Raw genomic sequence first — 20,195 nt, 5'->3', positions numbered from 1 at the left:
CGTTTTATCCCGTTATCAATTCCCGTCCGGCAGCACCCTATAGAGGCGGAAACCGCTTTTGCTCGGTTGTCCGAACGGCTGCAGATAATCAGGCACCTGGCCGCGGGCGAGGCTGGCATAGAGCCCGTCCGGCTTGCGCCTGATCAAGGCGTCGGTCTGCGGATCTGTCTTGCAGAAAGCGAGCGCCGTCACGCCGGCACCTCTCAGAAAGGCCTTTGCTTCGCCTGGCTGGGCGAGACCTATGTAGAGTTCCGTCAGCATGCCTTTCTGGTTACGATGATAAGGTGCCGACAGGGCCCTGTGAGGGGTCCAGCGCAGGATATCCGCCCCGCTGTTGGAGGGCGCGACTATGACGCCCGTGGGCAAGGTGTTCAATGCGGCCATGTCCGCTGGATCACCGCACTCACCGACTTCGCCGCCGAAAATGCCGGCGCCGGAGAGCGCCCGCATGTCGGCCGCTTGCTTCCAGCCATTGACCGCAAGGACGCCGCCCAAGGCCCAGACGACAGGCACGGACATCAGCACGGCGCTGATATAGGCAAAGGCTGTGCTGGGGTTCTCGGGATCGGCCGCGGAGGCGCGCCGCAGATCAGCGATCAACAGCGACAACGGAAGGATGGCCAGCATGTTGGAAAAGAAGGCGCCCCGCACCTGCAGCAGCGCGATCCCCCATGATGCCCCGATCAGCGCCAGCAGCACGAGATGGAGTTCCGTCTCCTCGCGCTTCAGGCTGCGGACAAGGCAGACGACGATCGCAAAGAGCCCGACGGCGTAGAACCCACCGACCATTTCCGGCTCTGCCTGGGCTTCGGCGAAGACCGAGCGCGCCTCCGTGACGCCGTTCAGCCATAGCTCGACCAATAGCGGATCGAGCGTGCCGAGCGGATCGCCGAGGCATTGCGGCGCGATGATGCGGGCCGTCAGCAGCAGCACCCCGCCGGTGACACCGGCCAAGGCGACGCGGAAAGGGCGACTGCGCTGTTTCGGCAGGCTTGCGAGGAGAAAGAGCGCAGCTCCTCCCAGTGCGGAAAGCGCATAGAAGCCGAGTGAAAAGTTATCGCAGGTGACGACCGCATAGGCGCGCGGCGGGATCGTCAGGAAAAAGGCAGCCGAGACGGACAGCGCCAGCGACAGGCCGAAGAAACGGGCCGGCCGGGAAAATGCCCGGCCATGCCAAACCCACTGAAGCGCGACGCACACACAGACGACAGCAACAAAAGGTGTCGTTTCGACTCCGATCGCCAGTGCCAGCGCGCAGGCGATGGCCGCGACGATATAGCTCGACGCCCGCTTCTGCGGATCGACCAGCATGGCGGCGATCCACATGACGAGCGTGAGCTGGACGTTATGATGGTCGATGGAACCGGGCTTGAAGCGGACGCAGCCGAGGACGAACAGTGCCCCAAGGCCGAGCGCGATGTGCATGGTCGCAACGCCGGCCAGTCTGCGGACAGCCAGGCCGAGCGGCAGGAGCAGAAGCGGCGCCAGAAGCAGAGGCCAGATCGTGACGACGACGGCCTCGGCCTTGCCCGGAGTGAGGAAGAGCGAAAACAACCGGATCAGCAGCGCGATCGGCAGATCGATCAACCGCGACCAATGCATCAGTGTGCCGCCTTCGATACCGAGCCGGTACTGGGTCAGGTCGAACCAGTTCTGGCCGCCGAGAAAATCCCTGATCTCGACGAGCCGCATGACGTCGTCATTGTCGGCTCCGACGTAATCCTTGGCATCCGAGAGAAAAAACGCGAGAGCTATGACGGCGGCGATGGCCGCATAAAGAACCACCGCCGGCAGAAGCCGCGACAGTAGCTGCACGGCGGGCCGGCCTGCCGCCCTCGATAGGGGTCTGTCTGCCATGTTTTCCGTCATCTTGGTGCGGACTTTTCGCCTGTTCGAGGGTTGAGGAAACCTAGCCTTAACCTTCCCAAGAAATAGTAAAGCCTGCGGCACGGGAAATTCCCGCGTTCGGTTTTCCGTGTATCGAGTGAAAAACATGAGCGACGCCCTGACCGGCCATTTCGACATCGCGATCCTGCTGCCCTGCTATAACGAGGCGATGACCATCGCCGGCGTGGTGCGCGGTTTCCGCGAGGCGCTTCCCGGTGCCCGGATCTATGTCTACGACAACAATTCCACGGACGGCACCGCCCTCCAGGCGATGCTCGCGGGCGCCCTCGTCATGCGCGAGCGCCGGCAGGGCAAGGGCCATGTGGTGCGCCGCATGTTCGCCGACATCGAGGCGGATATCTACATCATGGCCGACGGGGACGGCACCTATACGCCGCAGGATGCGGAGGAACTGGTCCGCACGCTCTTGACCGAGCGCGCCGACATGGTGGTCGGCACCAGGCGCGGCGTGCATGCGGATGCCGGGCGGCAGGGCCATGCGGCCGGCAACCGGCTGTTCAATTTCCTCTACCGGACGATGTTCGCGCCCGACTTCACCGACATCTTCTCCGGTTACCGGGCCTTCTCGCGCCGGTTCGTGAAGAGCTTCCCGGCTGTCTCCGGCGGATTCGAGATCGAGACCGAAATGTCGGTGCATGCCTCGCTGCTCAAGCTGCCGGTCTGCGAGATCGAGCTCGATTACGGAAGGCGGCCCGAAGGCTCGCATTCCAAGCTCTCGACCTTCAAGGACGGCGCCAGGATCCTCTGGATGTTCGCGATGCTGATGAAGGAGACCCGGCCGTTCGCGTTTTTCGGCCTGATCAGCGGCGCCTTCATGGCGGCGAGCCTGATCTTCATGGCGCCGGTCCTGGTCGCCTATTTTCAGACCGGCCTCGTGGAGCGCATGCCCACATGGGTGTTCTCGCTGGTGCTGATGCTGGTTTCCTTGCTGATCTTCACCGCCGGCCTGATACTCGATTCCGTGTCGCGCGCCCGCGCCGAACAGCTTCGTATCCACTACATGAGCCTGCCGGCCAGCGTGCATGTCGCCGATCCGGCACAGATCGCGGTCCGGGGGCCCAAGCCGGAACGGCGCAGGACCAAAGCGGCATGAACCGGGAAACCACCAACCGCATCCGCTTCGTCATCGAAGACCTGCTGCCGCCGATCCTCAGGGATTCGCCGCTTTTCCTCTGGCTCGCCAAGCGCGTCTGGGGCGACCATATCAGCCATCTCGCCAGCTTTCGGGAGCGGGCGCCGTTCCTGACGGAGGAGGAATACGCGGACCTCTACCGCAACCATCCGCGTGTCCATGAGGGCACGGACAATTCGGCGGCCTGCATCCGGCGGATCAATTCGATGATTACCGGCACAAGCGTCTGCGACGTCGGATGTGGCACCGGTGCGCTGCTCACCCATATCCGCGCCGCCCATCCCGAACTCACGCGTCTCGTCGGCGTCGATTTCGTCGTCGAGGACGCGGCCGCCATCGAAGGTGTTGAATACGTCGCCGCCAAGATCGAGGATCTGCCGTTTGCCGATGGCGAGTTCGATACCGTAGTCTGCACCCATGTGATCGAGCATGTGCTGGAATACAGGGAAGCGATTGCGGAACTCAGGCGGATCGCCAGAAAGCGGCTGATCATCGTCGTGCCCCGCGAACGGGAATCCCGCTACACGTTCAATCCGCATTTCAACTTCTTCGCCTACACGCATTCCTTCCTGCGTGCGGCCCATCCGGTGCCGGAGGTCTATGTCTGCGAAGATATCGGCCGCGATATCTTTTACAGCGAAGACCGGCCGGGCTGAGGATATTCGATGTTCGCCTCGCTTTCCCCCATCACCTGGCTCGGGCTTCTCGGAACGCCGCTGCTGATCGCCATGGGCCAGGTCCTGTTCAAGATGACCAGCTCCACCGCCGGTGACTTTTCGGTGCGCGGGCTCCTCGCGCTCGCCGCCAATCCGGTGCTGCTCGCCGCACTGGCGCTTTACGGTTTCGGCACGATCGTCTGGATCTACGTGCTCAAATCCGTACCGCTGACGCTCGCCTATTCCTTCATGGGGCTGACATTCTGCTTCGTGCCGCTGCTGGCGCAGCTTTTCTTCGGCGAACCGCTGACGTTCCGATATGCGCTTGGGACCGTGCTGATCTTTGCCGGTCTGCTGGCCATCAACGGCTGACCGCACGATGACCAGCCGCGCCCGGTTTGCCATTCTCCTCGCGCTGCTGATCATCATCGATGCACTGCTACTGCAGGTCCTGGCCACAGAGACCGAGGCCGGCACGCTTATAGACCGCCTGCTGTCTATAAGCGGCGGCCTGGTTGCTGCGCTGGCCCTGCACAGAATATTGCCCGCGGCTTCGGATCACGTGCGCCAGCCAGGTTTCTGGCCGCTCGTCACGATCGGCCTTGTGCTGAACTACGGAATTTTCGCAGCGCTGGCGTCACGCGCGCCGCAGGTGCAGCCGCTCGTGCATTTCGGCTTCGCCTGGGCCTGCGCGCTCGTCTTCGGCGGTTTCGGGCTCTACCGCATCCGTCGCTGGCGGGACTAGACCGCTTCCCACCCGTCGTGGCCGCCAGCACGGTAGATGGCGTCGATGAACCTCTGGTTCTTCAGCGAATTCTCCAGCGTCACGACTTCGACCGCCTCACCCTTGACTGCCTTCGCGAAGGCTTCCGCCTGGCGCTTGTATTGGCGGCTGTCCGGAAAACGGAATATCTGCGACACCGCGTGGTTCTGATTGGTGAGCTCGATTTCTTCGGCGCCCCAGCGGCCGGCATTGAACGGCGACTTGACCTCGATGTAGCCCTCGGTGCCGTGGAAGACCATCAGCTGGCGGGCGGCCATCTGGGTCGCGATATAGAACGTCATTTCGAACGAACCGAAATCTGCCTTGACGCTGGAATAGATATCCGTGCCGAAACCGGGATCGCGTTCCACCCGCGCCTGTATTCTTTGTGGTTCCTGGCCGGTCACGAAACGTGTGGTGATCGTCGGGTAGACGCCGATATCCGGCAGGGCGCCACCGCCGAGTTCCGGGATATTGCGCATGTTGGACGGGTCGCGGTTGAAATAGCTGAACGAGCCCTGCACGTGCTTCAACTCGCCGATCGCCTTTTGGCTCAGCAGTTCGCGCACCTTCAGCCAGACCGGTGCGTAAGTGACCATGAACGCTTCGCAGATCAGCTTGCCGGTGCGGTCGCGCACCTTGATCAGGTCCTCGATCTCGCTTGCCTTGATCGCGATCGGCTTTTCGGACAGCACGTGCTTGCCGGCTTCAGCGGCCTTGATCGACCATTCGACATGCTGGCTGGAAGGCAGCGGAATATAGACGGCGTCGATGACGTCGGAGGCCAGCATCTCTTCGTAGGAACCGAAGGCATGCGGGGCACCGAAACGGTCGGCAAGTGCCCGCGCCTTGGCGAGATCACGGCTGGCAAAGGCGGTGACGACGCAGTTCTCCGCGTCCTGGATCGCCGGCACCACTTGTTCATGGCCGATCCTGGCAGTCGACAGGATTCCGAAACGCAGCATGTGAACCTCCCTATGGCATTGCTGCCGCACCTTATTGGCCTGCCGGCACCCACGCAACGGCAGGCCGGATGCGACGCTTGAAAAAGTGATCGCCCGCCCCAAAATAGAGACTGGTCGGCGGCGGAACATCGGCTAATCTCAGGCTCCTTTCCCAAGCTCATCCCACTCACTTAAAAATTTTGGAGGAATATCATGGAGCTGCGCGCACTCGGCCGGACCGGCCTTTCCATTTCCCCCGTCGTTCTCGGCGGCAACGTGTTCGGCTGGACCGCCGACGAAAGGACGTCGTTCGACATCCTCGACCGGTTCTTCGATGCCGGCTTCAACACGATCGATACGGCCGACAGCTACAATCGCTGGGTGCCCGGCCATGTCGGTGGCGAGTCCGAAGCGATCATCGGCAAATGGCTGAAGAGCGGCGGCACCTCCCGCGACAAGGCAATCATCGTCACCAAGGTCGGATCCGACATGGGCCAGGGCAAGAAGGACCTGTCGGCCAAGTGGATCCTCGAAGAGGTGGAAAATTCCCTGCGTCGCCTGCAGACCGACCATATCGACCTCTATCTCGCCCACTGGCCGGACGAGGCCGTGCCTTACGAGGAAACGCTCGGCGCCTTCGCCAAGCTGAAGGAACAGGGCAAGATCCGGGCGATCGGCTGCTCCAACCTCGACGCGAAAATGCTGCAGGATAGTTTCGACGCTGCCAAGAAAGCCGGCCTGCCGCGCTACGACGTGCTGCAGCCGCAATACAATCTCTATGACCGCGACACGTTCGAAGGCCCGCTTGCCGACCTTTGCGTCAACGAAGAGATCGGTGTCATCAACTATTACGGCCTCGCTTCCGGCTTCCTCACCGGCAAATACCGCGATAAGGCCGACACCGAAGGCAAGGCGCGCGGCGGCAAGGCGCTCGGTTATCTCAACGACAAGGGCCTGCGCATCCTCGCAGCCCTCGACGAGGTTTCGGTCGAAACCAATGCCGAGGTCGCCTCGATCGCGCTCGCGTGGCTGATCCAGACCCGCGGCGTCACCGCGCCGATCGCCAGCGCCACCAGCGTCGGTCAGCTCGACGCGATCATCGCCGCCGGCAACCTGACGCTTTCGGCCGACCAGATGAAGCTGCTTAACGAGGCCAGCGCCTGATCAATTCGGCGGGCGCCGCGAGACGCCCGTCAGTTTTTGCGATTACAGAAGGAGGCTCTCATGGAAATGAGGAAGCTCGGAAAAGAACTGACCGTGTCCGCCGTCGGTCTCGGCTGCATGGGCATGAGCCATGGTTACGGCGGCCAGGACGAACAGGAAGCGATCAGGACCCTGCACCACGCCGTCGATCTCGGCGTCAATTTCTTCGATACGGCAGAAGTCTACGGTCCTTTCAAGAACGAGGAACTGCTCGGCAAGGGACTGAAGCCCTTCCGCGACAAGGTGTTCATCGCCACCAAATTCGGTTTCAAGATCGACCCGAATGCCTCCGACGCTCGGGCAATGTCCGGCCTCGACAGCCGGCCGGAACATGTGCGCGACGTGGCTGAAGCCTCGCTGAAGCGCCTCGGCGTCGAGGTGATCGACCTTTTCTACCAGCACCGCGTCGACCCGAACGTGCCGATTGAGGATACGGTCGGGGCGATGGCCGATCTCGTCAAGGAAGGCAAGGTGCGTGCGCTCGGCCTTTCCGAAGCGGGTGCCGCCGCCATTCGCCGCGCCCATGCGATCCACCCGATCACGGCGCTGCAGAGCGAATATTCGCTCTGGACCCGCGAGCCGGAAGGCGAGATCCTCGACACCTGCCGCGAACTCGATATCGGTTTCGTGCCGTTCAGCCCGCTCGGGCGAGGTTTCCTGACCGGCAAGATCCAGAAGCCGGAGGATTTCGGTCCGGACGACTTCCGCAACACGCTGCCGCGCTTCAGCGCCGAGAACATGGCCGCCAACGCCGCTCTGGTGAAGATGCTGGAGGACATGGCAGTCCAGAAGGGCGTCACAGCCGCGCAGCTGGCGCTGGCCTGGGTCCTCGCGCAGGGCGATTTCATCGTGCCCATCCCGGGCGCCAGAAAAATCCCGCATCTGGAACAGAACGTCGCGGCGACGGAAATTTCGCTCTCGGCGGACGAGCTTAAGACGCTTGGCGACCTGCTTGCTCCTGAGAAATTTTCCGGGACCCGCTATGCGGCGCAGGCGATGGCGTGGACCAACCGCTAAATTTGCCCTTGCTAACGCAAACTCGGGCTTCCATCTTTTCGTGTTAGTATGCTGGCGCTAACGATGGGAGAAGATCGATGTCCGAGGAGCGGGCCGTTCAGGCGGTGATCCATCTCTATGTGGACGGAATGACGTTTGCGCATGAGGCGGCGCTCCGAAAGGCTTTCCACCCCAAGGCCTGTATCATCGGCAATTACGACGGCGCGGTCGAATGGCTGTCGCTCGACGACTTCATCGGGGCGGTCACATCGGAAGGTGCAGCACCCGCCGATACACAGCCGCTGATCCAGATCGAGGCGCTCGACGTCACCGGCGATGCCGCAACGGTGAAGGTGGTCGATCAGTTCGCCGGCATGCGGTTCTCGGACTATCTCTCGCTTCTGAAGATCGACGGCCGCTGGATGATCGTCAACAAGCTCTATCACCTGCATTCGTGAACGGTCCGCCGTCGCTTATCGTTTAAGCGCCGGAAAGCCGACGTAGTGCTCGGAATGATCGCCTTCGTTGTTGGGCATTCCGATCTTCGTAAGTACGCCCCGCGGTTCGGCGAAGCTGCGGATGCGACGGGCGGGCTTTTCGTGCCACTGGATGTTCATCGCCCAGAGTTTCGGAAAGACCATGATCGACGCGTAAGGCAGGTGGTCGTGGATCCACCAGGCCATCTTCTGCCAGTCGCCGTCGTCGTGATAGTTGTCGACCAGCCAGGGGAAAACGACGCAGGCGGTGGCGCCCATGAAGCCCTGGGCATCGCGCCGGTCCCAGATATGGTCGGCCGCCGTGTTGACATTGGAGGAGCAATTGAGATTGTTCTTGTTGCCGAATTCGTTGACCTTAGCGCAGCGATAACCGGAGCGCAGGTGCAGCCGCCCAAACGTTGCCTGTAAGGGTTCCAGCAGTTCCTCGCAAAGATGCCGGCCAACCTCGACCGCCAGGTCCGGATCTTCCGGGATGTTTGGGATCGCGTAGAAATTGGCGATCTCCGAAAACAGGAAATCGCGGAAGAAGAAGTTCTTGGACAGCCTCACCCGGCCGAGTTCCTCCAGCCCTTTCATCGATCCCGGTGTGCGCATCGTTCCTCCAACAAAAAAGCCTGCCCCACGTCATCCGTGAGGCAGGCTATCTGTGAGAGGTGATTCAGGCCACCCGTTTCAGGCGCGCAAGGTACCGCCGGTGGTCTTTTCGACATTGGCGACGATCTTGGCCGTCAGCGCGTCGAAATCCTCGTCGGTCAGCGTGCGCTCGACCGGCTGGATCAGCACTTCGACCGCAATCGACTTCCGGCCCTCGCCAAGCGACGCTCCTTCGAACACGTCGAAGACGTTGACGCCGGTGATCAGCTTGCGGTCGGCGGTCGACGCCGCCTTGACGATCGCGCCAGCCTCGACATCGCTCGAAACCACGAACGCAAAGTCGCGCTTGACGGCCTGGAACGGCGAAAGCTCGAGCGGCGGCTTGGTGCGCGTCGCCTTCTTCTTCGGCTCAGGCATGGCGTCAAGGAAGACCTCGAAACCGCAGAGAGCGCCGGAAACGTCAAGGGCGCCGAGCGTCTTCGGGTGGAACTCGCCGAAATAACCGAGCACGACTTTCGGACCCATCTTGATGGTGCCGGAGCGACCGGGATGATACCATTCCGGCGCGCCCTTCTCGATCTGGACGTTGCCCATCGGCAGGCCGCAGGCTTCGAGCACCGCCAGCGCATCGGCCTTGGCATCGAAGACATCGACCGGCTTGCCGCCGCCCTTGGCATTGTTCGACCAGAGACGGCCGGTGCCGTTGATCGAGGCCGTGCCGCGACGGATGCCGCCGGCAACGCGGCGCTGGCCTTCCGGCCTATCGCTTTCGTACGTGCCGGACACTTCGAAGATCGCCACGTCACCAAAGCCCTTGTCGGCATTACGCTGCGCCGCAGACAGCAGGCCCGGCAGCAGCGACGGCCGCATGTCGGACATGTCGGCTGCAATCGGGTTGGCGAGCTTCAGCGCCCGGGCGCCGCCGCCGAAGAGCTTTGCCTGATCTTCCGGAATGAAGGACCAGGTGACGGCTTCCAGCATGCCGCGCGAGGCAAGCGCCCGCTTGGCGGTGCGGGTGCGGATCTGCAGGGTTGTCAGGATCTTGGCATTGACGCTCGAGAGTTTCTCGATCGGTTCGGGCTTGATCTGGTCGACGCCATGAATGCGCATGACTTCTTCGACGAGGTCAGCCTTGCCGTCGACGTCAGGACGCCAGGACGGAACGGTGACGGAAACGCGTTCTCCGGAACCTTCGACCGCGAAACCAAGTCGCGTTAGGATATGACGGCTTTCCTCGGTCGAGACTTCAAGGCCGGTCAGGCGCTTCACTTCCGCATAAGGGAAGTCGACGATCTTCGGCTGATATCCCTTGTAACCGACGACTTTCGCTTCCGCGGCAACGCCGCCGCAGAGTTCCAGCACCAGCTGGGTGGTGCGGTCGAGGCCGGGGATCATATATTCCGGATCGACGCCGCGCTCGAACCGGTAGCGGGCATCGGTGATGATGCCAAGCGAACGGCCGGACTTGGCAATGTTGATCGGGTCCCAGAGCGCGGATTCGATCAGCACGTCGACGGTGTTTTCGTCGCAGCCGGAATGTTCGCCGCCCATGATGCCGCCGATCGATTCCACGCCGTTGTCATCGGCGATGACGACGTTGCTGGGGTTGAGCTTGTATTCGCGCGTATCGAGCGCCAGCACCGTCTCGCCTTCCAACGCGCGCCGAACGGTCAGGTCGCCCTTCACCTTGGCGGCATCGAAGACGTGCATCGGCCGGCCATGGTCGAAGGTCATGAAGTTGGTGATATCGACCAGCGCATTGATAGGGCGAAGGCCGATCGCCTTCAGCCGCTGCTGCATCCAGAGTGGGCTCGGACCGTTTTTGACGCCGCGCACGAGGCGAAGGCCGAAACCGGGGCAGAGCCGCTCGTCGTCGAGAATGATCTTGAGACCGACGGACGTCTGCCCCTCGGTCTTGAAGTCGGGCTTTGCGTGCGGCTTCAGCGTGCCGAGGCCGGCGGCGGCCAGATCGCGGGCGATCCCGTGGATCGACGTGCAGTCCGGACGGTTCGGCGTCAGGTTGATCTCGATGACCGGGTCGTCGAGGCCGGCATAAGAAGCGAACGGCGTACCGACCGGCGCGTCCAGCGGCAGATCAATGATGCCGTCGTGATTGTCCGACATGTCGAGCTCTTTTTCCGAGCACATCATGCCGTGGCTTTCGACGCCGCGGATATTGCCGACGGCAAGCGTCACATCGATCCCCGGAACGTAGGTGCCCGGTTTCGCGAAGGCGCCGATCATGCCGGCGCGTGCGTTGGGGGCGCCGCAGACGACCTGCACCGGCTTGCCGTCGCCGGCATCCACCATCAGCACCTTGAGCCGGTCGGCGGACGGATGTTTTTCGGCCGAGAGAACCTTGGCGATGACGAACGGCTTATAGGCCGCCTTGTCGTCGACATCCTCGACCTCGAGCCCGATCGCCGTCAGGCGCTCGCAGATTTCATTGAGGGTCGCATCCGTTTCCAGATGATCTTTCAGCCAGGAGAGTGTGAATTTCATGGTCGTTTCTCCCTCACGCGCTCAGGCCACCAAACAGCGTCGGCATGTCGAGCGGGCGGAAACCGTAGTGGTTCATCCAGCGGACGTCGGCGTTGAAGAAGTCGCGCAGGTCCGGCATGCCGTATTTCAGCATGGCGATACGGTCGAGGCCCATGCCCCAGGCAAAACCCTGGAACTCGTCCGGATCGAGCCCGCCGGCGCGCAGCACGTTCGGGTGCACCATGCCGCAGCCGAGGATTTCCATCCAGTCGGTGCCTTCGCCGAACTTGACGATCGGGCCGGAGCGGTCGCACTGGATGTCCACTTCGAAGCTCGGCTCGGTGAACGGGAAGAAGGACGGGCGGAAGCGCATGGTGACGCTGTCGACCTCGAAGAAGGCCTTGCAGAACTCTTCGAGGATCCAGCGCATGTTGCCGACATGCGACTTGCGGTCGACCACCAGTCCTTCGACCTGATGGAACATCGGCGAATGGGTGGCGTCGCTGTCCTGACGGTAGGTCTTGCCGGGGATGATGATGCGGATCGGCGGGCTCGAGGCTTCCATCGTGCGGATCTGCACCGGTGAAGTATGGGTGCGCAGGACCTTGCGCTCGCCGTTCTCGTCGGGCTGGAAGAAGAATGTGTCGTGCATCTCGCGAGCCGGATGGCCTTCCGGGAAATTCAGCGCCGTGAAGTTGTAGTAGTCGGTCTCGACATCCGGGCCCTCGGCGATCGAGAAACCCATGTCGCCGAAGATGGCGGTGATCTCGTCGACGATCTGGCTGATCGGATGAATGCGGCCGCGCTCGGCTGGAGAAGAGCGCACCGGCAGCGAGATGTCGACCGTCTCGGCCTTGAGGCGCGCTTCGATTGCCGCGTCCTTCAGCACCGACTTCCGCTCGGTGATGGCGTCGGTAATCTCGTTCTTCAGCGCGTTGATCGCCGCACCGCGGGTCTGGCGTTCTTCCGCCGACATCGAGCCCAGCGTCTTCAGGAGCTCGGAGACCGAGCCCTTCTTGCCAAGCGCGCCGACGCGCACGGCCTCGATCGCCGCCTCGTCACTGGTGCCGGCGATTTCCGCCAGAAGCGAAGTTTTCAGGTTTTCCAGATCGGACATGGTTTCTTCCGTTTGATGCTCGGCGAGATCTATTGCGAGGTCGTGACGGCTGTTTGTCGGAATGACGTGCGCAGTGCAAAAGAAAAACCCGCGCCAGCCGTAACCAGCGCGGGTTTCCCAAAATCAGTAAAGCTAATTAGCTTGGGAAGCGCTGGTTAACGAACCGCGCTTTCAAACTCGTTGGTGGTGCCGGCTTCCTTGAGGTAATCAAGCGCCTTCTTGGCAGCAGCAACCAGAGCGCCGAATGCTTCCGGCTCGTGGATTGCCATGTCGGAGAGGACCTTGCGGTCGACTTCGATGCCAGCCTTGTTGAGGCCGTCGATGAAGCGGCCGTAAGTCAGGCCGGATTCGCGGACGGCAGCATTGATACGCTGAATCCACAGAGCGCGGAAATTGCGCTTCTTGACGCGACGGTCGCGCGTGGCGAACTGACGCGAACGATCGACGGCAGCCTTGGCGGCCCGGATCGTATTCTTGCGGCGGCCGTAGAAGCCCTTGGCTGCCTTCAAAGTCTTGGTGTGCTTGGCGCGGGAAGTGACGCCCCGTTTTACGCGTGCCATGTCATGATCTCCTTAACTGATCCAAAAGTGACGAGGGTCTCAGAGACCGTTCGGCAGGTAGTTCTTGATAACCTTCTTGCCATCGGGTTCGGCAAGGATCATCGTTCCGCGTGCATCGCGGATGAACTTGTTGGACCGCTTGATCATGCCGTGGCGCTTGCCAGCGGCTGCTGCAACGACTTTGCCGGTCGCGGTGATCTTGAACCGCTTCTTGGCAGCCGATTTCGTCTTCATCTTGGGCATTTTGCTACTCCAGTTTTGTATCGAAACCACAGACGATGCTGGTTTCAAGCATTTAGAACAGCCACGGCATGCCCTGCCGGACCGTTCGGAACGCGCGCTTATAACCGCAGTCGGTCAAAAGCGCAATGGGAAAGAAGACATGACGAAAATCCGGCGGCCAAGCCAGCCGGTCCGTCGAAAAGGCATCCGGTGCGGCGCTTATTTCGGCGCCAGCACCATCATCATCTGGCGACCTTCGAGCTTCGGCTCAGCTTCCACCTTGGCAATTTCCAAAGTATCGTCCTTCACCTGAAGCAAAAGCTTCATGCCGAGTTCCTGGTGGGCCATTTCGCGGCCGCGGAACTTCAGCGTCACCTTGACCTTGTCGCCCTCTTCAAAGAAACGGTTCATCGCCTTCATCTTCACGTCATAGTCATGCGTGTCGATGTTGGGCCGCATCTTGATTTCTTTGATTTCGACGATCTTCTGCTTCTTGCGGGCTTCTGCCGCTTTCTTCTGGTTCGCATATTTCAGCTTGCCCAGGTCGAGGATCTTGCACACCGGCGGCTCGGTGTTCGGCGAGATCTCAACGAGATCGAGGCCGGCGTCCTCAGCCATCTTGAGAGCCTGCTCGGTCGGAACGATACCAAGGTTCAAGCCTTCGGCATCGATAAGCTGGACCTTGGGAATGCGAATTTCCCGGTTGGAGCGCGGCCCGTCCTTAACAGGGGCATCGGTTTTGAATGGTCTGCGGATGGTCGTATTCTCCTAGATTGTTTCGGACCGCAGCGACACATTGACAGCGTCCGGCTTGCGGCCGACGGCAATGTCGTGATCGCTACGGCGAAGTCAATAGCATAGCCGCGCGAAAAAATCACCTGCTGTCCTATGCCTAAGAATCTGTTTTATAAGCGCGGCAAAACCTCAGGATTCCGCCATGACCGACGCAGCCAACCTCACCCGCAAAACGATCACCGTCGGTTCTGGAACGCTTGCGCGGGAGATCGCGATCATCCATCGGGCCGCGCGCAAGAAGACGTCGGGACCTGCCTTCGTCTGGCTCGGCGGCTACCGGTCGGACATGACCGGCACCAAGGCCGTCGAACTCGACGCGCTCGCCGGCGAACTCGGGCTCGCATCCATCCGCTTCGATTATTCCGGCCACGGCGCGTCCGGCGGCGCCTTCCGCGACGGCACGATCTCGCGCTGGCTGGAAGAAGCTGCCGCCGTTCTCGACGACATCAGGCCGAAACGTGTCATCCTGGTCGGCTCCTCGATGGGCGGCTGGATCACGCTGCGCCTGGTGCAGGAACTGAAGAAGCGGAAGCGGGCCGCAAAAGTCGACGGCATCGTCCTCATCGCTCCGGCGCCGGATTTCACGGCGGAACTGATCGAACCGAAGCTTACCGAGGTTGAGCGGCAGTCGCTTGCCGAACGCGGCTATTTCGAGGAGCGCTCCGAATACAGCGCCGAACCCAATATCTATACGCGCGACCTGATCGAGGATGGCCGCAAAAACTCGGTGATGACAGGGATTATCGAGACCGGCTGCCCGGTGCATATCCTACAGGGCATGAAGGATCCGGACGTGCCCTACGCCCACGCGCTTAAGCTCGTCGAGTTCCTGCCGGCCGACGATGTCGTGCTGACGCTGATCCGGGATGGCGACCACCGGCTTTCCAGGCCCCAGGATATCGAAAAATTGAAAACCGCGGTCTCGGCCCTAATACTTAATGATTAAATTTTGGGCTGATACAAAAATGTTGCAGCCTTAACCATAATGCGAACGGTGACCCGTTAACAAAAGTCATCGATTGACTCTTTCTCCCGTCCGCCCTTAACCTTTCATTAGGATTTGAAGGGACGGGTCCATGAAGATAGCCTTGCAGGCGCGGCGTTTCGCCGTGATCCTAGTTAGCGTACTTGTACCAGTGAGTGCTGCAGTTCCGGCTCCAAGACCGATGGCCGCCATGGTCACGGGCGCCGTCACCTCCCAGCCGATCGGCCATTACGAATTCTGCCAGAAATATGCGGCGGAATGTTCGATCAAGAGCCGTTCCGCTCCTTCCCCCAAAGTCAGCGCCAAAGGCTGGGCTACAGTCCGTCAGATCAACCGGGCCGTGAATGCCCGCTACATCGCCAAGACCGACCGGGAAGTCTACGGCCGCGAAGAGGTCTGGAGCTATCCGACGAATTTCGCCGACTGCGAAGACTATGCACTCGAAAAGCGCAAGGAACTTGCCGCTCAAGGCTTTGCCCTTTCCGACCTTCTGATGACCGTCGTCCGCAAGCCGGACGGCGAAGGCCATGCGGTGCTTACATTGCGCACGTCCGATGGCGACTTCATCCTGGACAACCTCGATAACGAGGTGAAGCCCTGGTTTGCGACGCCCTACACCTTCCTGAAGCGTCAGGCCTCGTTCAACACGGGGCGTTGGGTCACCATCGAAAACGGCCGCGACCTGCTGGTCGGCGCGTTGAAATAAGTCACACACTTAAGTACAAGTTAATATTCGCCTGCAACCATAGAGGCTGCGGGCGAATGTTTTTGGTATCGGCATATCGGAAGACATTTCCTCAATGCAGCCAACCTGCTAGGAGGGAATCTCTGAAACCGGAGCGGGTTGTGCGTGACGAGGTGAAAACAGGTTTGCCACGCGCGGCCCGTGTAACGAGGCCTGCCCTCCCGATCCTGCTGACCGGTGTGTTTGCCCTTGTCCTGCTAACGGTCGCCGGCCTTATTGTCCTCGAAAACTACCGGAACGCCCTGAAGGAAGGCGAAGCCCGCGCCCTCTCGTCTGCGCATGTTGTCGCGGCCCACCTCGAGTGGATGATCGAGGCGAGCGACCAGGCCCTGCGGCGCATCGAAACCGAGGTGGGCGACAGACCCATCGATGCCTCACCCAATCTTGCGGCCGACCTGTTGCGGGCTGTCGGCCAACTGCCGGCCGGTTTTCAGTATTCGCTTCTCGATGATGCCGGCGTCGTCCGCTTTTCCAGCGCCGGCGGGGACGCCCTTGGAAGCATATCCGACAGTCAGAACGAACGCGCCTTTTTCGCGAGGCTGAGGGATGGCCAGGAACTGACATTCACCCGGCTGCTCGACAACGAACGTGCCGGCAAGCCATCCTTCACCGTCGCACGGCGGATCGACCGGAACGGGATTTTCCGGGGCGTCGCCAGCATTACCATCCCGAACGAGAGCCTGGACGGCTTCTGGGCCTCGATGGGGCTTGGGCCGAATTCCACGATTTTGATCATCAGGGATGACGGGTGGCTGATCGCCCGGCGGCCGGCGGCAACACGCCCGATCGACCTCAGCACGACCGCGTGGTACCCGATGACGCGTCAAATGTCCTCCGGCTTCTACCACAGTCCGGTCTCGCCGATCGACGGTCATGCCCGCATCGTCGCCTTCTGGAAGGTCTCCGGATGGCCGCTCATCGCCCTTGCTGCAATCGCACGGCAGGAAATTCTCGACCAGTTCTGGCGCAATCTCTTTTCCGACGCGCTGGTCATGCTGCCGTTGATGGCACTGCTGGTCCTCGGCGCCTTCTGGATCAACCGCCTTCTCTACCGGACCGCCGTCCGCAACGAGGAACTGGAGCAGGCGGTGGAGCGCAACCGCTTCCTGCTGCGGGAAATTCATCACCGGGTGAAGAACAATCTCCAGGCGGTGCTGGCGCTCGTGCGGCTGCAGGCATTACCGGTCGATGCGCGCGACGACATGACGAGGCGTATCGCGGCGATGATCGCCGTGCACGAGCAGATTTACCAGAACGACCAGTTCGAACAGGTCGAGGTGGCGCCCTATGCCACCAAGCTGATCAACGACATCGCCTCGGGCTATGAGACGCCTGTCGTGCTCAATCTCAGGCTGCAGGCACTCACTGTCGATCGCGAACAGGCTTTGCCGCTTGGGATGATCATCAACGAGGTCGTTTCCAACTCGTTCAAATATGCCTTTGTCGGTCGTCAGAGCGGCAAGCTTTCCGTCGAACTCGGCGAAGACGGCGACAATCTGAGCCTCGTCATCCGCGACGACGGGCCGGGCATCGAGGCCTTCAATCGGACCGGCGGCATGGGCAGCAAACTGATTGCCAATTTCGTCAAACAGCTCGGGGGGCATTTTACCACCCACAACGACGGCGGCGCGGTGTTTTCGCTCGAGGTACCCCGGGTCAGGGCGCCGCAACAGGCGGCGTGAGGCTCTTCCCAGCAGACTTCAGGCTACTCGTTTGAGCTTCGGGAGTGTGCCGCACCGGATCCCGGCCCTTCGCTTTGGGCTCAGGACGTTCAGCCTTCGTGCTTCACCCATTCCCGATCAGAATGCCTGCGGCGAGCACCAGCGATCCACCGAACACCACCTGGACCACGGCCCGCAGAAACGGCGTTTCCATGTAGCGGTTCTGGATGAAGGCGATCGCCCAGAGTTCGAAGAAGACGATGATCGCGGCGACGATGGTCGCGGTCCAGAAATGCGGAATGAGATAGGGCAGCGTGTGGCCGAGGCCGCCGAGCGCCGTCATGATGCCGGAGGCAAACCCACGCTTGATCGGCGAACCGCGTCCGGAAATCTTGCCGTCGTCGTGGGCGGCTTCGGTAAAGCCCATGGAAATGCCCGCACCGACCGAGGCCGACAGGCCGATCAGGAAGGTCGACCAGGTGTCGCCCGTCGCAAAGGCCGCTGCGAAGATCGGCGCCAGCGTCGAGACCGAGCCGTCCATCAATCCTGCGAGACCCGGCTGCACGTAGGTGAGGATGAACTGGCGGCGGGCGGTCTCGTCTTCCTCGGTCTTCACGTCGTCGGTCACGTGCTTGTCGCCGAGCATGCGGGCGATATCCTCGTGCCCCTGCTCGGCAATCGCCAGATCGCCGAGCAGCTGTCGCGTCGAGGCGTCGGAAACCTGCTTTACCGCTTCGGTATAAAACCGGAAAGCCTGTTGCTCCAATGGCTTCCGCCTGTTCCCGGATGGTGTCGAGCGACAGGTTGCGGGTCAGCCAATCCGGCTTGCGTTCATAAAAACCGCGCACATGTTCGCGGCGGATCAGCGGGATGCGCTCGCCGAAGCGTGAGCGGAACATGTCGATCAGCATGTTCTTATGGGTCTGCTCGACCTCCGCCATGTCTTCGAACACTTTGGCAGATGCGGGAAACTGATCCTTGAGATTGTCCGCATAAGCGAGATAGATCCGCGCATCCTCCTCTTCCGAAGCGATGGCGAGCGCCAGGATTTCCTTCTCGTCGAGTGAGGCGAATGGGCGCTTGGAACTGGAAAGGAGACGGGCGAGCATGAAAAACCTCTTATTAGAATTGTTCTAAATTAAAGCCCTGCCTGAAAACTTCAAGAAATTTCTGCCTCCCCGCGATCGAAAGACAGCGGGAAGGCGTCGCGCAATATCCGGAAAGGTTTACTGCGGCGCAGCGTAATCTTCTGGATTTTTTTCTTGCCGTTCCCGAAACGAAAGGACTATGAGCTGCACCGCGCGGGCCAAAATCCGGGCACCTCCCAAAGTTTAGAAGGCATAGATCCCATGAACCGCAGAAACTTCTTCCGGCAGGCCGCGACCGCCGGCGTGGGCGCCGCCGCAGCGACCGCGCTCGCAGCGCCTGCAATTGCCCAGGAATCCCCGAAGATCACCTGGCGGATGACCTCGTCGTTCACCAAGAATACCGACATTCTCTGGTCCGCGGCCACTGACATCGCCGAAAGCGTCAAGGAAGCGTCGGACGGCAACTTCACGATCCACACCTTCGCCGCCGGCGAAATCGTACCGCCGCTGCAGGCCGCGGATGCCGTTTCCAACGGCACTGTCGAAATGGCGCATACCTGCGCCTATTATTATATCGGCAAGGACCCGACGTTTGCGCTTGGTACCGCCGTTCCGTTCGGTCTCAACGCCCGCCAGACCAATGCATGGTTCTCGGTCGGCGGCGGCAACGAGCTGCTCAACGACTTCCTGGGCAGCTACAATCTCTTCGCGCTGCCGGCCGGCAATACCGGCGCCCAGATGGGTGGTTGGTACCGCAAGGAAATCAACACGATCGAAGACCTGAAGGGCCTGAAGATGCGCATTGCCGGCCTCGCAGGCCAGGTGATGCAGAAGCTCGGCGTCACGCCGCAGCAGATCGCCGGCGGCGATGTCTATGCAGCGCTCGAAAAGGGCACGATCGACGCCACCGAATTCGTCGGTCCCTATGACGACCAGAAGCTCGGTTTCGTGAAGGTCGCCAAGTACTATTATTATCCGGCCTGGTGGGAAGGTGGACCGGCCGTCCACGCCTTCATGAACAAGGAAAAGTTCAACGCCCTTCCGAAGAGCTACCAGCGCATGATCAAGGATGCATGCGCCAATGCCAACCAGAACATGCTTTCCCGCTACGACACCAGCAACGCCAAGGCGCTGCGTCAGCTTGTTTCGGAAGGTGCGGTCCTGAAGCCGTTCAGCCCGGAAATCCTCGAAGCCAGCTACAAGGCTGCGCTCGAAGTCTATGCCGAACTCAACGCCAAGAACGCCGCCTTCAAGAAGATCTACGACAGCCAGCAGGCCTTCAAGAAGGAAGGCTATCTCTGGAACCAGATCGCCGAATACAGCTACGACACCTTCATGATGGTGCAGCAGCGCAAGGGCACGCTGTAAACAGCATCCGTTCGCAATATCAAAAGCCCGGAGCATCGTTTCGGGCTTTTTTGTCTATCAGCCTTCGACCAGCTCGATATCGCCAGCCATCCGGTCGCGCAGGCGTCCGACATCGCGGGCTGGCGATGCGCCGAACTGTCGGGAATATTCGCGGCTGAACTGGGTTACGCTTTCGTATCCCACTGAAAAGGCGACCCGCGCCGTATCGCCCGCTTCCGCCAGCAGCCGGCGGCGTGCTTCGTGCAGGCGGATGCTCTTCTGGTACTGGATCGGGCTCATGGCAGTCACGTCCTTGAAGTGGCGGTGAAAGACCGAAACACTCATGCCGGCAACCCGCGCCAATTCGTTCGACGACCAAACTCTTCCATGGTGAATACGAACTTCGCGCGCGCAATTGCCCGGTCGGCTTGGTGTTGGCCGGGCACCAGTGCGACTTTTTGGAATTTCCTTGCCGTTCCCGAAATGAAAGGATTATGAGCG

General features: G+C 61.2%; 20 protein-coding genes and 1 pseudogene. 11 read left to right on the top strand and 10 right to left on the bottom strand.

The window, feature by feature from the left end:
* Positions 1-15: 15 nt before the first annotated feature.
* On the bottom strand, positions 16-1,857 hold the full coding sequence (locus ACZ9IU_RS01810) for a hypothetical protein (protein WP_038549962.1): 1,842 nt from the start codon (positions 1,855-1,857) through the stop codon (positions 16-18).
* Positions 1,858-1,993: 136 nt separating this feature from the next.
* On the opposite strand from ACZ9IU_RS01810, the gene ACZ9IU_RS01805 reads away from it, so the two are divergent.
* From ACZ9IU_RS01805 to ACZ9IU_RS01790, 4 genes are read left to right on the top strand one after another with little or no spacing between them, the layout of a single operon-like run.
* Positions 1,994-3,001, top strand: coding sequence for a glycosyltransferase (locus ACZ9IU_RS01805; RefSeq protein WP_038548323.1), 1,008 nt, complete (start codon positions 1,994-1,996; stop codon positions 2,999-3,001).
* Positions 2,998-3,696: a class I SAM-dependent methyltransferase gene (locus ACZ9IU_RS01800; RefSeq protein ID WP_038548320.1), complete on the top strand. Its 699-nt coding sequence runs from the start codon at positions 2,998-3,000 to the stop codon at positions 3,694-3,696. The genes ACZ9IU_RS01805 and ACZ9IU_RS01800 overlap by 4 nt, the downstream gene beginning before the upstream one ends.
* 9 nt (positions 3,697-3,705) lie before the next feature.
* Positions 3,706-4,068 carry an EamA family transporter gene (locus tag ACZ9IU_RS01795; RefSeq protein WP_038548317.1) on the top strand — a complete coding sequence of 121 codons (363 nt, stop codon included), beginning with the start codon at positions 3,706-3,708 and terminating at the stop codon, positions 4,066-4,068.
* A gap of 7 nt (positions 4,069-4,075) precedes the next feature.
* Positions 4,076-4,441 (top strand): hypothetical protein, encoded by a 366-nt coding sequence (locus tag ACZ9IU_RS01790; protein WP_038548315.1) that lies wholly within the window; start codon positions 4,076-4,078, stop codon positions 4,439-4,441.
* Here the strand turns inward: ACZ9IU_RS01790 and ACZ9IU_RS01785 are convergent.
* The gene (locus ACZ9IU_RS01785) at positions 4,438-5,424 is read right to left on the bottom strand and encodes a Gfo/Idh/MocA family protein (RefSeq protein ID WP_038548313.1); all 987 of its coding nucleotides are present in this window, start codon (positions 5,422-5,424) and stop codon (positions 4,438-4,440) included. The two genes, ACZ9IU_RS01790 and ACZ9IU_RS01785, sit on opposite strands and share 4 nt — an antisense overlap.
* A gap of 192 nt (positions 5,425-5,616) precedes the next feature.
* Between ACZ9IU_RS01785 and ACZ9IU_RS01780 the strand changes: the two genes are divergently transcribed.
* The 3 genes from ACZ9IU_RS01780 to ACZ9IU_RS01770 all read left to right on the top strand — a co-directional run bounded on the left by ACZ9IU_RS01780 (position 5,617) and on the right by ACZ9IU_RS01770 (position 8,060).
* Positions 5,617-6,567 (top strand): aldo/keto reductase, encoded by a 951-nt coding sequence (locus ACZ9IU_RS01780; protein WP_038548311.1) that lies wholly within the window; start codon positions 5,617-5,619, stop codon positions 6,565-6,567.
* 60 nt (positions 6,568-6,627) lie between these two features.
* Positions 6,628-7,623 (top strand): aldo/keto reductase, encoded by a 996-nt coding sequence (locus ACZ9IU_RS01775; RefSeq protein ID WP_038548309.1) that lies wholly within the window; start codon positions 6,628-6,630, stop codon positions 7,621-7,623.
* Positions 7,624-7,700: 77 nt separating this feature from the next.
* Entirely contained in the window at positions 7,701-8,060 is a 360-nt protein-coding gene (locus tag ACZ9IU_RS01770) for a nuclear transport factor 2 family protein (protein ID WP_038548307.1), read from the top strand.
* Positions 8,061-8,075: 15 nt separating this feature from the next.
* Here ACZ9IU_RS01770 and ACZ9IU_RS01765 read toward each other — a convergent pair whose 3' ends face one another.
* The 6 genes from ACZ9IU_RS01765 to infC form a co-directional block, all read right to left on the bottom strand.
* The gene (locus ACZ9IU_RS01765) at positions 8,076-8,693 is read right to left on the bottom strand and encodes a hypothetical protein (protein WP_038548304.1); all 618 of its coding nucleotides are present in this window, start codon (positions 8,691-8,693) and stop codon (positions 8,076-8,078) included.
* 78 nt (positions 8,694-8,771) lie between these two features.
* Positions 8,772-11,195 carry a phenylalanine--tRNA ligase subunit beta gene (gene pheT / locus ACZ9IU_RS01760; protein WP_038548301.1) on the bottom strand — a complete coding sequence of 808 codons (2,424 nt, stop codon included), beginning with the start codon at positions 11,193-11,195 and terminating at the stop codon, positions 8,772-8,774.
* Positions 11,196-11,208: 13 nt separating this feature from the next.
* On the bottom strand, positions 11,209-12,291 hold the full coding sequence (gene pheS, locus ACZ9IU_RS01755; RefSeq protein ID WP_038548296.1) for a phenylalanine--tRNA ligase subunit alpha: 1,083 nt from the start codon (positions 12,289-12,291) through the stop codon (positions 11,209-11,211).
* A gap of 155 nt (positions 12,292-12,446) precedes the next feature.
* Positions 12,447-12,851, bottom strand: a complete 405-nt coding sequence (gene rplT, locus ACZ9IU_RS01750) for a 50S ribosomal protein L20 (RefSeq protein ID WP_037079680.1) — start codon at positions 12,849-12,851, stop codon at positions 12,447-12,449.
* 39 nt (positions 12,852-12,890) lie between these two features.
* On the bottom strand, positions 12,891-13,094 hold the full coding sequence (gene rpmI, locus ACZ9IU_RS01745; RefSeq protein WP_007751830.1) for a 50S ribosomal protein L35: 204 nt from the start codon (positions 13,092-13,094) through the stop codon (positions 12,891-12,893).
* Positions 13,095-13,292: 198 nt separating this feature from the next.
* Positions 13,293-13,829, bottom strand: coding sequence for a translation initiation factor IF-3 (gene infC, locus ACZ9IU_RS01740; RefSeq protein ID WP_038548290.1), 537 nt, complete (start codon positions 13,827-13,829; stop codon positions 13,293-13,295).
* 181 nt (positions 13,830-14,010) lie between these two features.
* On the opposite strand from infC, the gene ACZ9IU_RS01735 reads away from it, so the two are divergent.
* From ACZ9IU_RS01735 to ACZ9IU_RS01725, 3 genes are all read left to right on the top strand, one after another.
* Positions 14,011-14,814, top strand: a complete 804-nt coding sequence (locus ACZ9IU_RS01735; RefSeq protein ID WP_038548287.1) for an alpha/beta hydrolase — start codon at positions 14,011-14,013, stop codon at positions 14,812-14,814.
* A 130-nt stretch (positions 14,815-14,944) separates the two neighbouring features.
* Positions 14,945-15,559 (top strand): transglutaminase-like cysteine peptidase, encoded by a 615-nt coding sequence (locus ACZ9IU_RS01730; protein WP_038548284.1) that lies wholly within the window; start codon positions 14,945-14,947, stop codon positions 15,557-15,559.
* Between the two features lie 140 nt (positions 15,560-15,699).
* Positions 15,700-17,280, top strand: coding sequence for a sensor histidine kinase (locus ACZ9IU_RS01725; protein ID WP_157885207.1), 1,581 nt, complete (start codon positions 15,700-15,702; stop codon positions 17,278-17,280).
* 103 nt (positions 17,281-17,383) lie between these two features.
* On the opposite strand, the pseudogene mbfA reads toward ACZ9IU_RS01725, so the two are convergent.
* Positions 17,384-18,368 (bottom strand): annotated as a pseudogene (mbfA, locus tag ACZ9IU_RS01720) (iron exporter MbfA).
* A 240-nt stretch (positions 18,369-18,608) separates the two neighbouring features.
* Here mbfA and ACZ9IU_RS01715 point away from each other — a divergent pair.
* Complete coding sequence (locus tag ACZ9IU_RS01715; RefSeq protein WP_038548272.1) at positions 18,609-19,715, top strand: TRAP transporter substrate-binding protein; 1,107 nt, start codon at positions 18,609-18,611, stop codon at positions 19,713-19,715.
* A gap of 57 nt (positions 19,716-19,772) precedes the next feature.
* Here the strand turns inward: ACZ9IU_RS01715 and ACZ9IU_RS01710 are convergent, their stop codons facing one another.
* Positions 19,773-20,039 (bottom strand): helix-turn-helix domain-containing protein, encoded by a 267-nt coding sequence (locus tag ACZ9IU_RS01710; RefSeq protein WP_080719306.1) that lies wholly within the window; start codon positions 20,037-20,039, stop codon positions 19,773-19,775.
* Positions 20,040-20,195: the final 156 nt, after the last annotated feature.

The sequence above is a fragment of the Mesorhizobium sp. USDA 4132 genome (assembly GCF_056279545.1).
Note: the sequence above shows the minus strand (reverse complement) of the source record. Positions and strands in the feature narration are given on the sequence as shown.

What these genes read in the sequence shown, in the direction of transcription:
- ACZ9IU_RS01810 (WP_038549962.1), bottom strand. Translation starts at nt 1,857, where the DNA reads ATGGCAGACAGACCCCTATCGAGGGCGGCAGGCCGGCCCGCCGTGCAG.
- ACZ9IU_RS01805 (WP_038548323.1), top strand. Translation starts at nt 1,994, where the DNA reads ATGAGCGACGCCCTGACCGGCCATTTCGACATCGCGATCCTGCTGCCC.
- ACZ9IU_RS01800 (WP_038548320.1), top strand. Translation starts at nt 2,998, where the DNA reads ATGAACCGGGAAACCACCAACCGCATCCGCTTCGTCATCGAAGACCTG.
- ACZ9IU_RS01795 (WP_038548317.1), top strand. Translation starts at nt 3,706, where the DNA reads ATGTTCGCCTCGCTTTCCCCCATCACCTGGCTCGGGCTTCTCGGAACG.
- ACZ9IU_RS01790 (WP_038548315.1), top strand. Translation starts at nt 4,076, where the DNA reads ATGACCAGCCGCGCCCGGTTTGCCATTCTCCTCGCGCTGCTGATCATC.
- ACZ9IU_RS01785 (WP_038548313.1), bottom strand. Translation starts at nt 5,424, where the DNA reads ATGCTGCGTTTCGGAATCCTGTCGACTGCCAGGATCGGCCATGAACAA.
- ACZ9IU_RS01780 (WP_038548311.1), top strand. Translation starts at nt 5,617, where the DNA reads ATGGAGCTGCGCGCACTCGGCCGGACCGGCCTTTCCATTTCCCCCGTC.
- ACZ9IU_RS01775 (WP_038548309.1), top strand. Translation starts at nt 6,628, where the DNA reads ATGGAAATGAGGAAGCTCGGAAAAGAACTGACCGTGTCCGCCGTCGGT.
- ACZ9IU_RS01770 (WP_038548307.1), top strand. Translation starts at nt 7,701, where the DNA reads ATGTCCGAGGAGCGGGCCGTTCAGGCGGTGATCCATCTCTATGTGGAC.
- ACZ9IU_RS01765 (WP_038548304.1), bottom strand. Translation starts at nt 8,693, where the DNA reads ATGCGCACACCGGGATCGATGAAAGGGCTGGAGGAACTCGGCCGGGTG.
- pheT (WP_038548301.1), bottom strand. Translation starts at nt 11,195, where the DNA reads ATGAAATTCACACTCTCCTGGCTGAAAGATCATCTGGAAACGGATGCG.
- pheS (WP_038548296.1), bottom strand. Translation starts at nt 12,291, where the DNA reads ATGTCCGATCTGGAAAACCTGAAAACTTCGCTTCTGGCGGAAATCGCC.
- rplT (WP_037079680.1), bottom strand. Translation starts at nt 12,851, where the DNA reads ATGGCACGCGTAAAACGGGGCGTCACTTCCCGCGCCAAGCACACCAAG.
- rpmI (WP_007751830.1), bottom strand. Translation starts at nt 13,094, where the DNA reads ATGCCCAAGATGAAGACGAAATCGGCTGCCAAGAAGCGGTTCAAGATC.
- ACZ9IU_RS01735 (WP_038548287.1), top strand. Translation starts at nt 14,011, where the DNA reads ATGACCGACGCAGCCAACCTCACCCGCAAAACGATCACCGTCGGTTCT.
- ACZ9IU_RS01730 (WP_038548284.1), top strand. Translation starts at nt 14,945, where the DNA reads ATGAAGATAGCCTTGCAGGCGCGGCGTTTCGCCGTGATCCTAGTTAGC.
- ACZ9IU_RS01715 (WP_038548272.1), top strand. Translation starts at nt 18,609, where the DNA reads ATGAACCGCAGAAACTTCTTCCGGCAGGCCGCGACCGCCGGCGTGGGC.
- ACZ9IU_RS01710 (WP_080719306.1), bottom strand. Translation starts at nt 20,039, where the DNA reads ATGAGTGTTTCGGTCTTTCACCGCCACTTCAAGGACGTGACTGCCATG.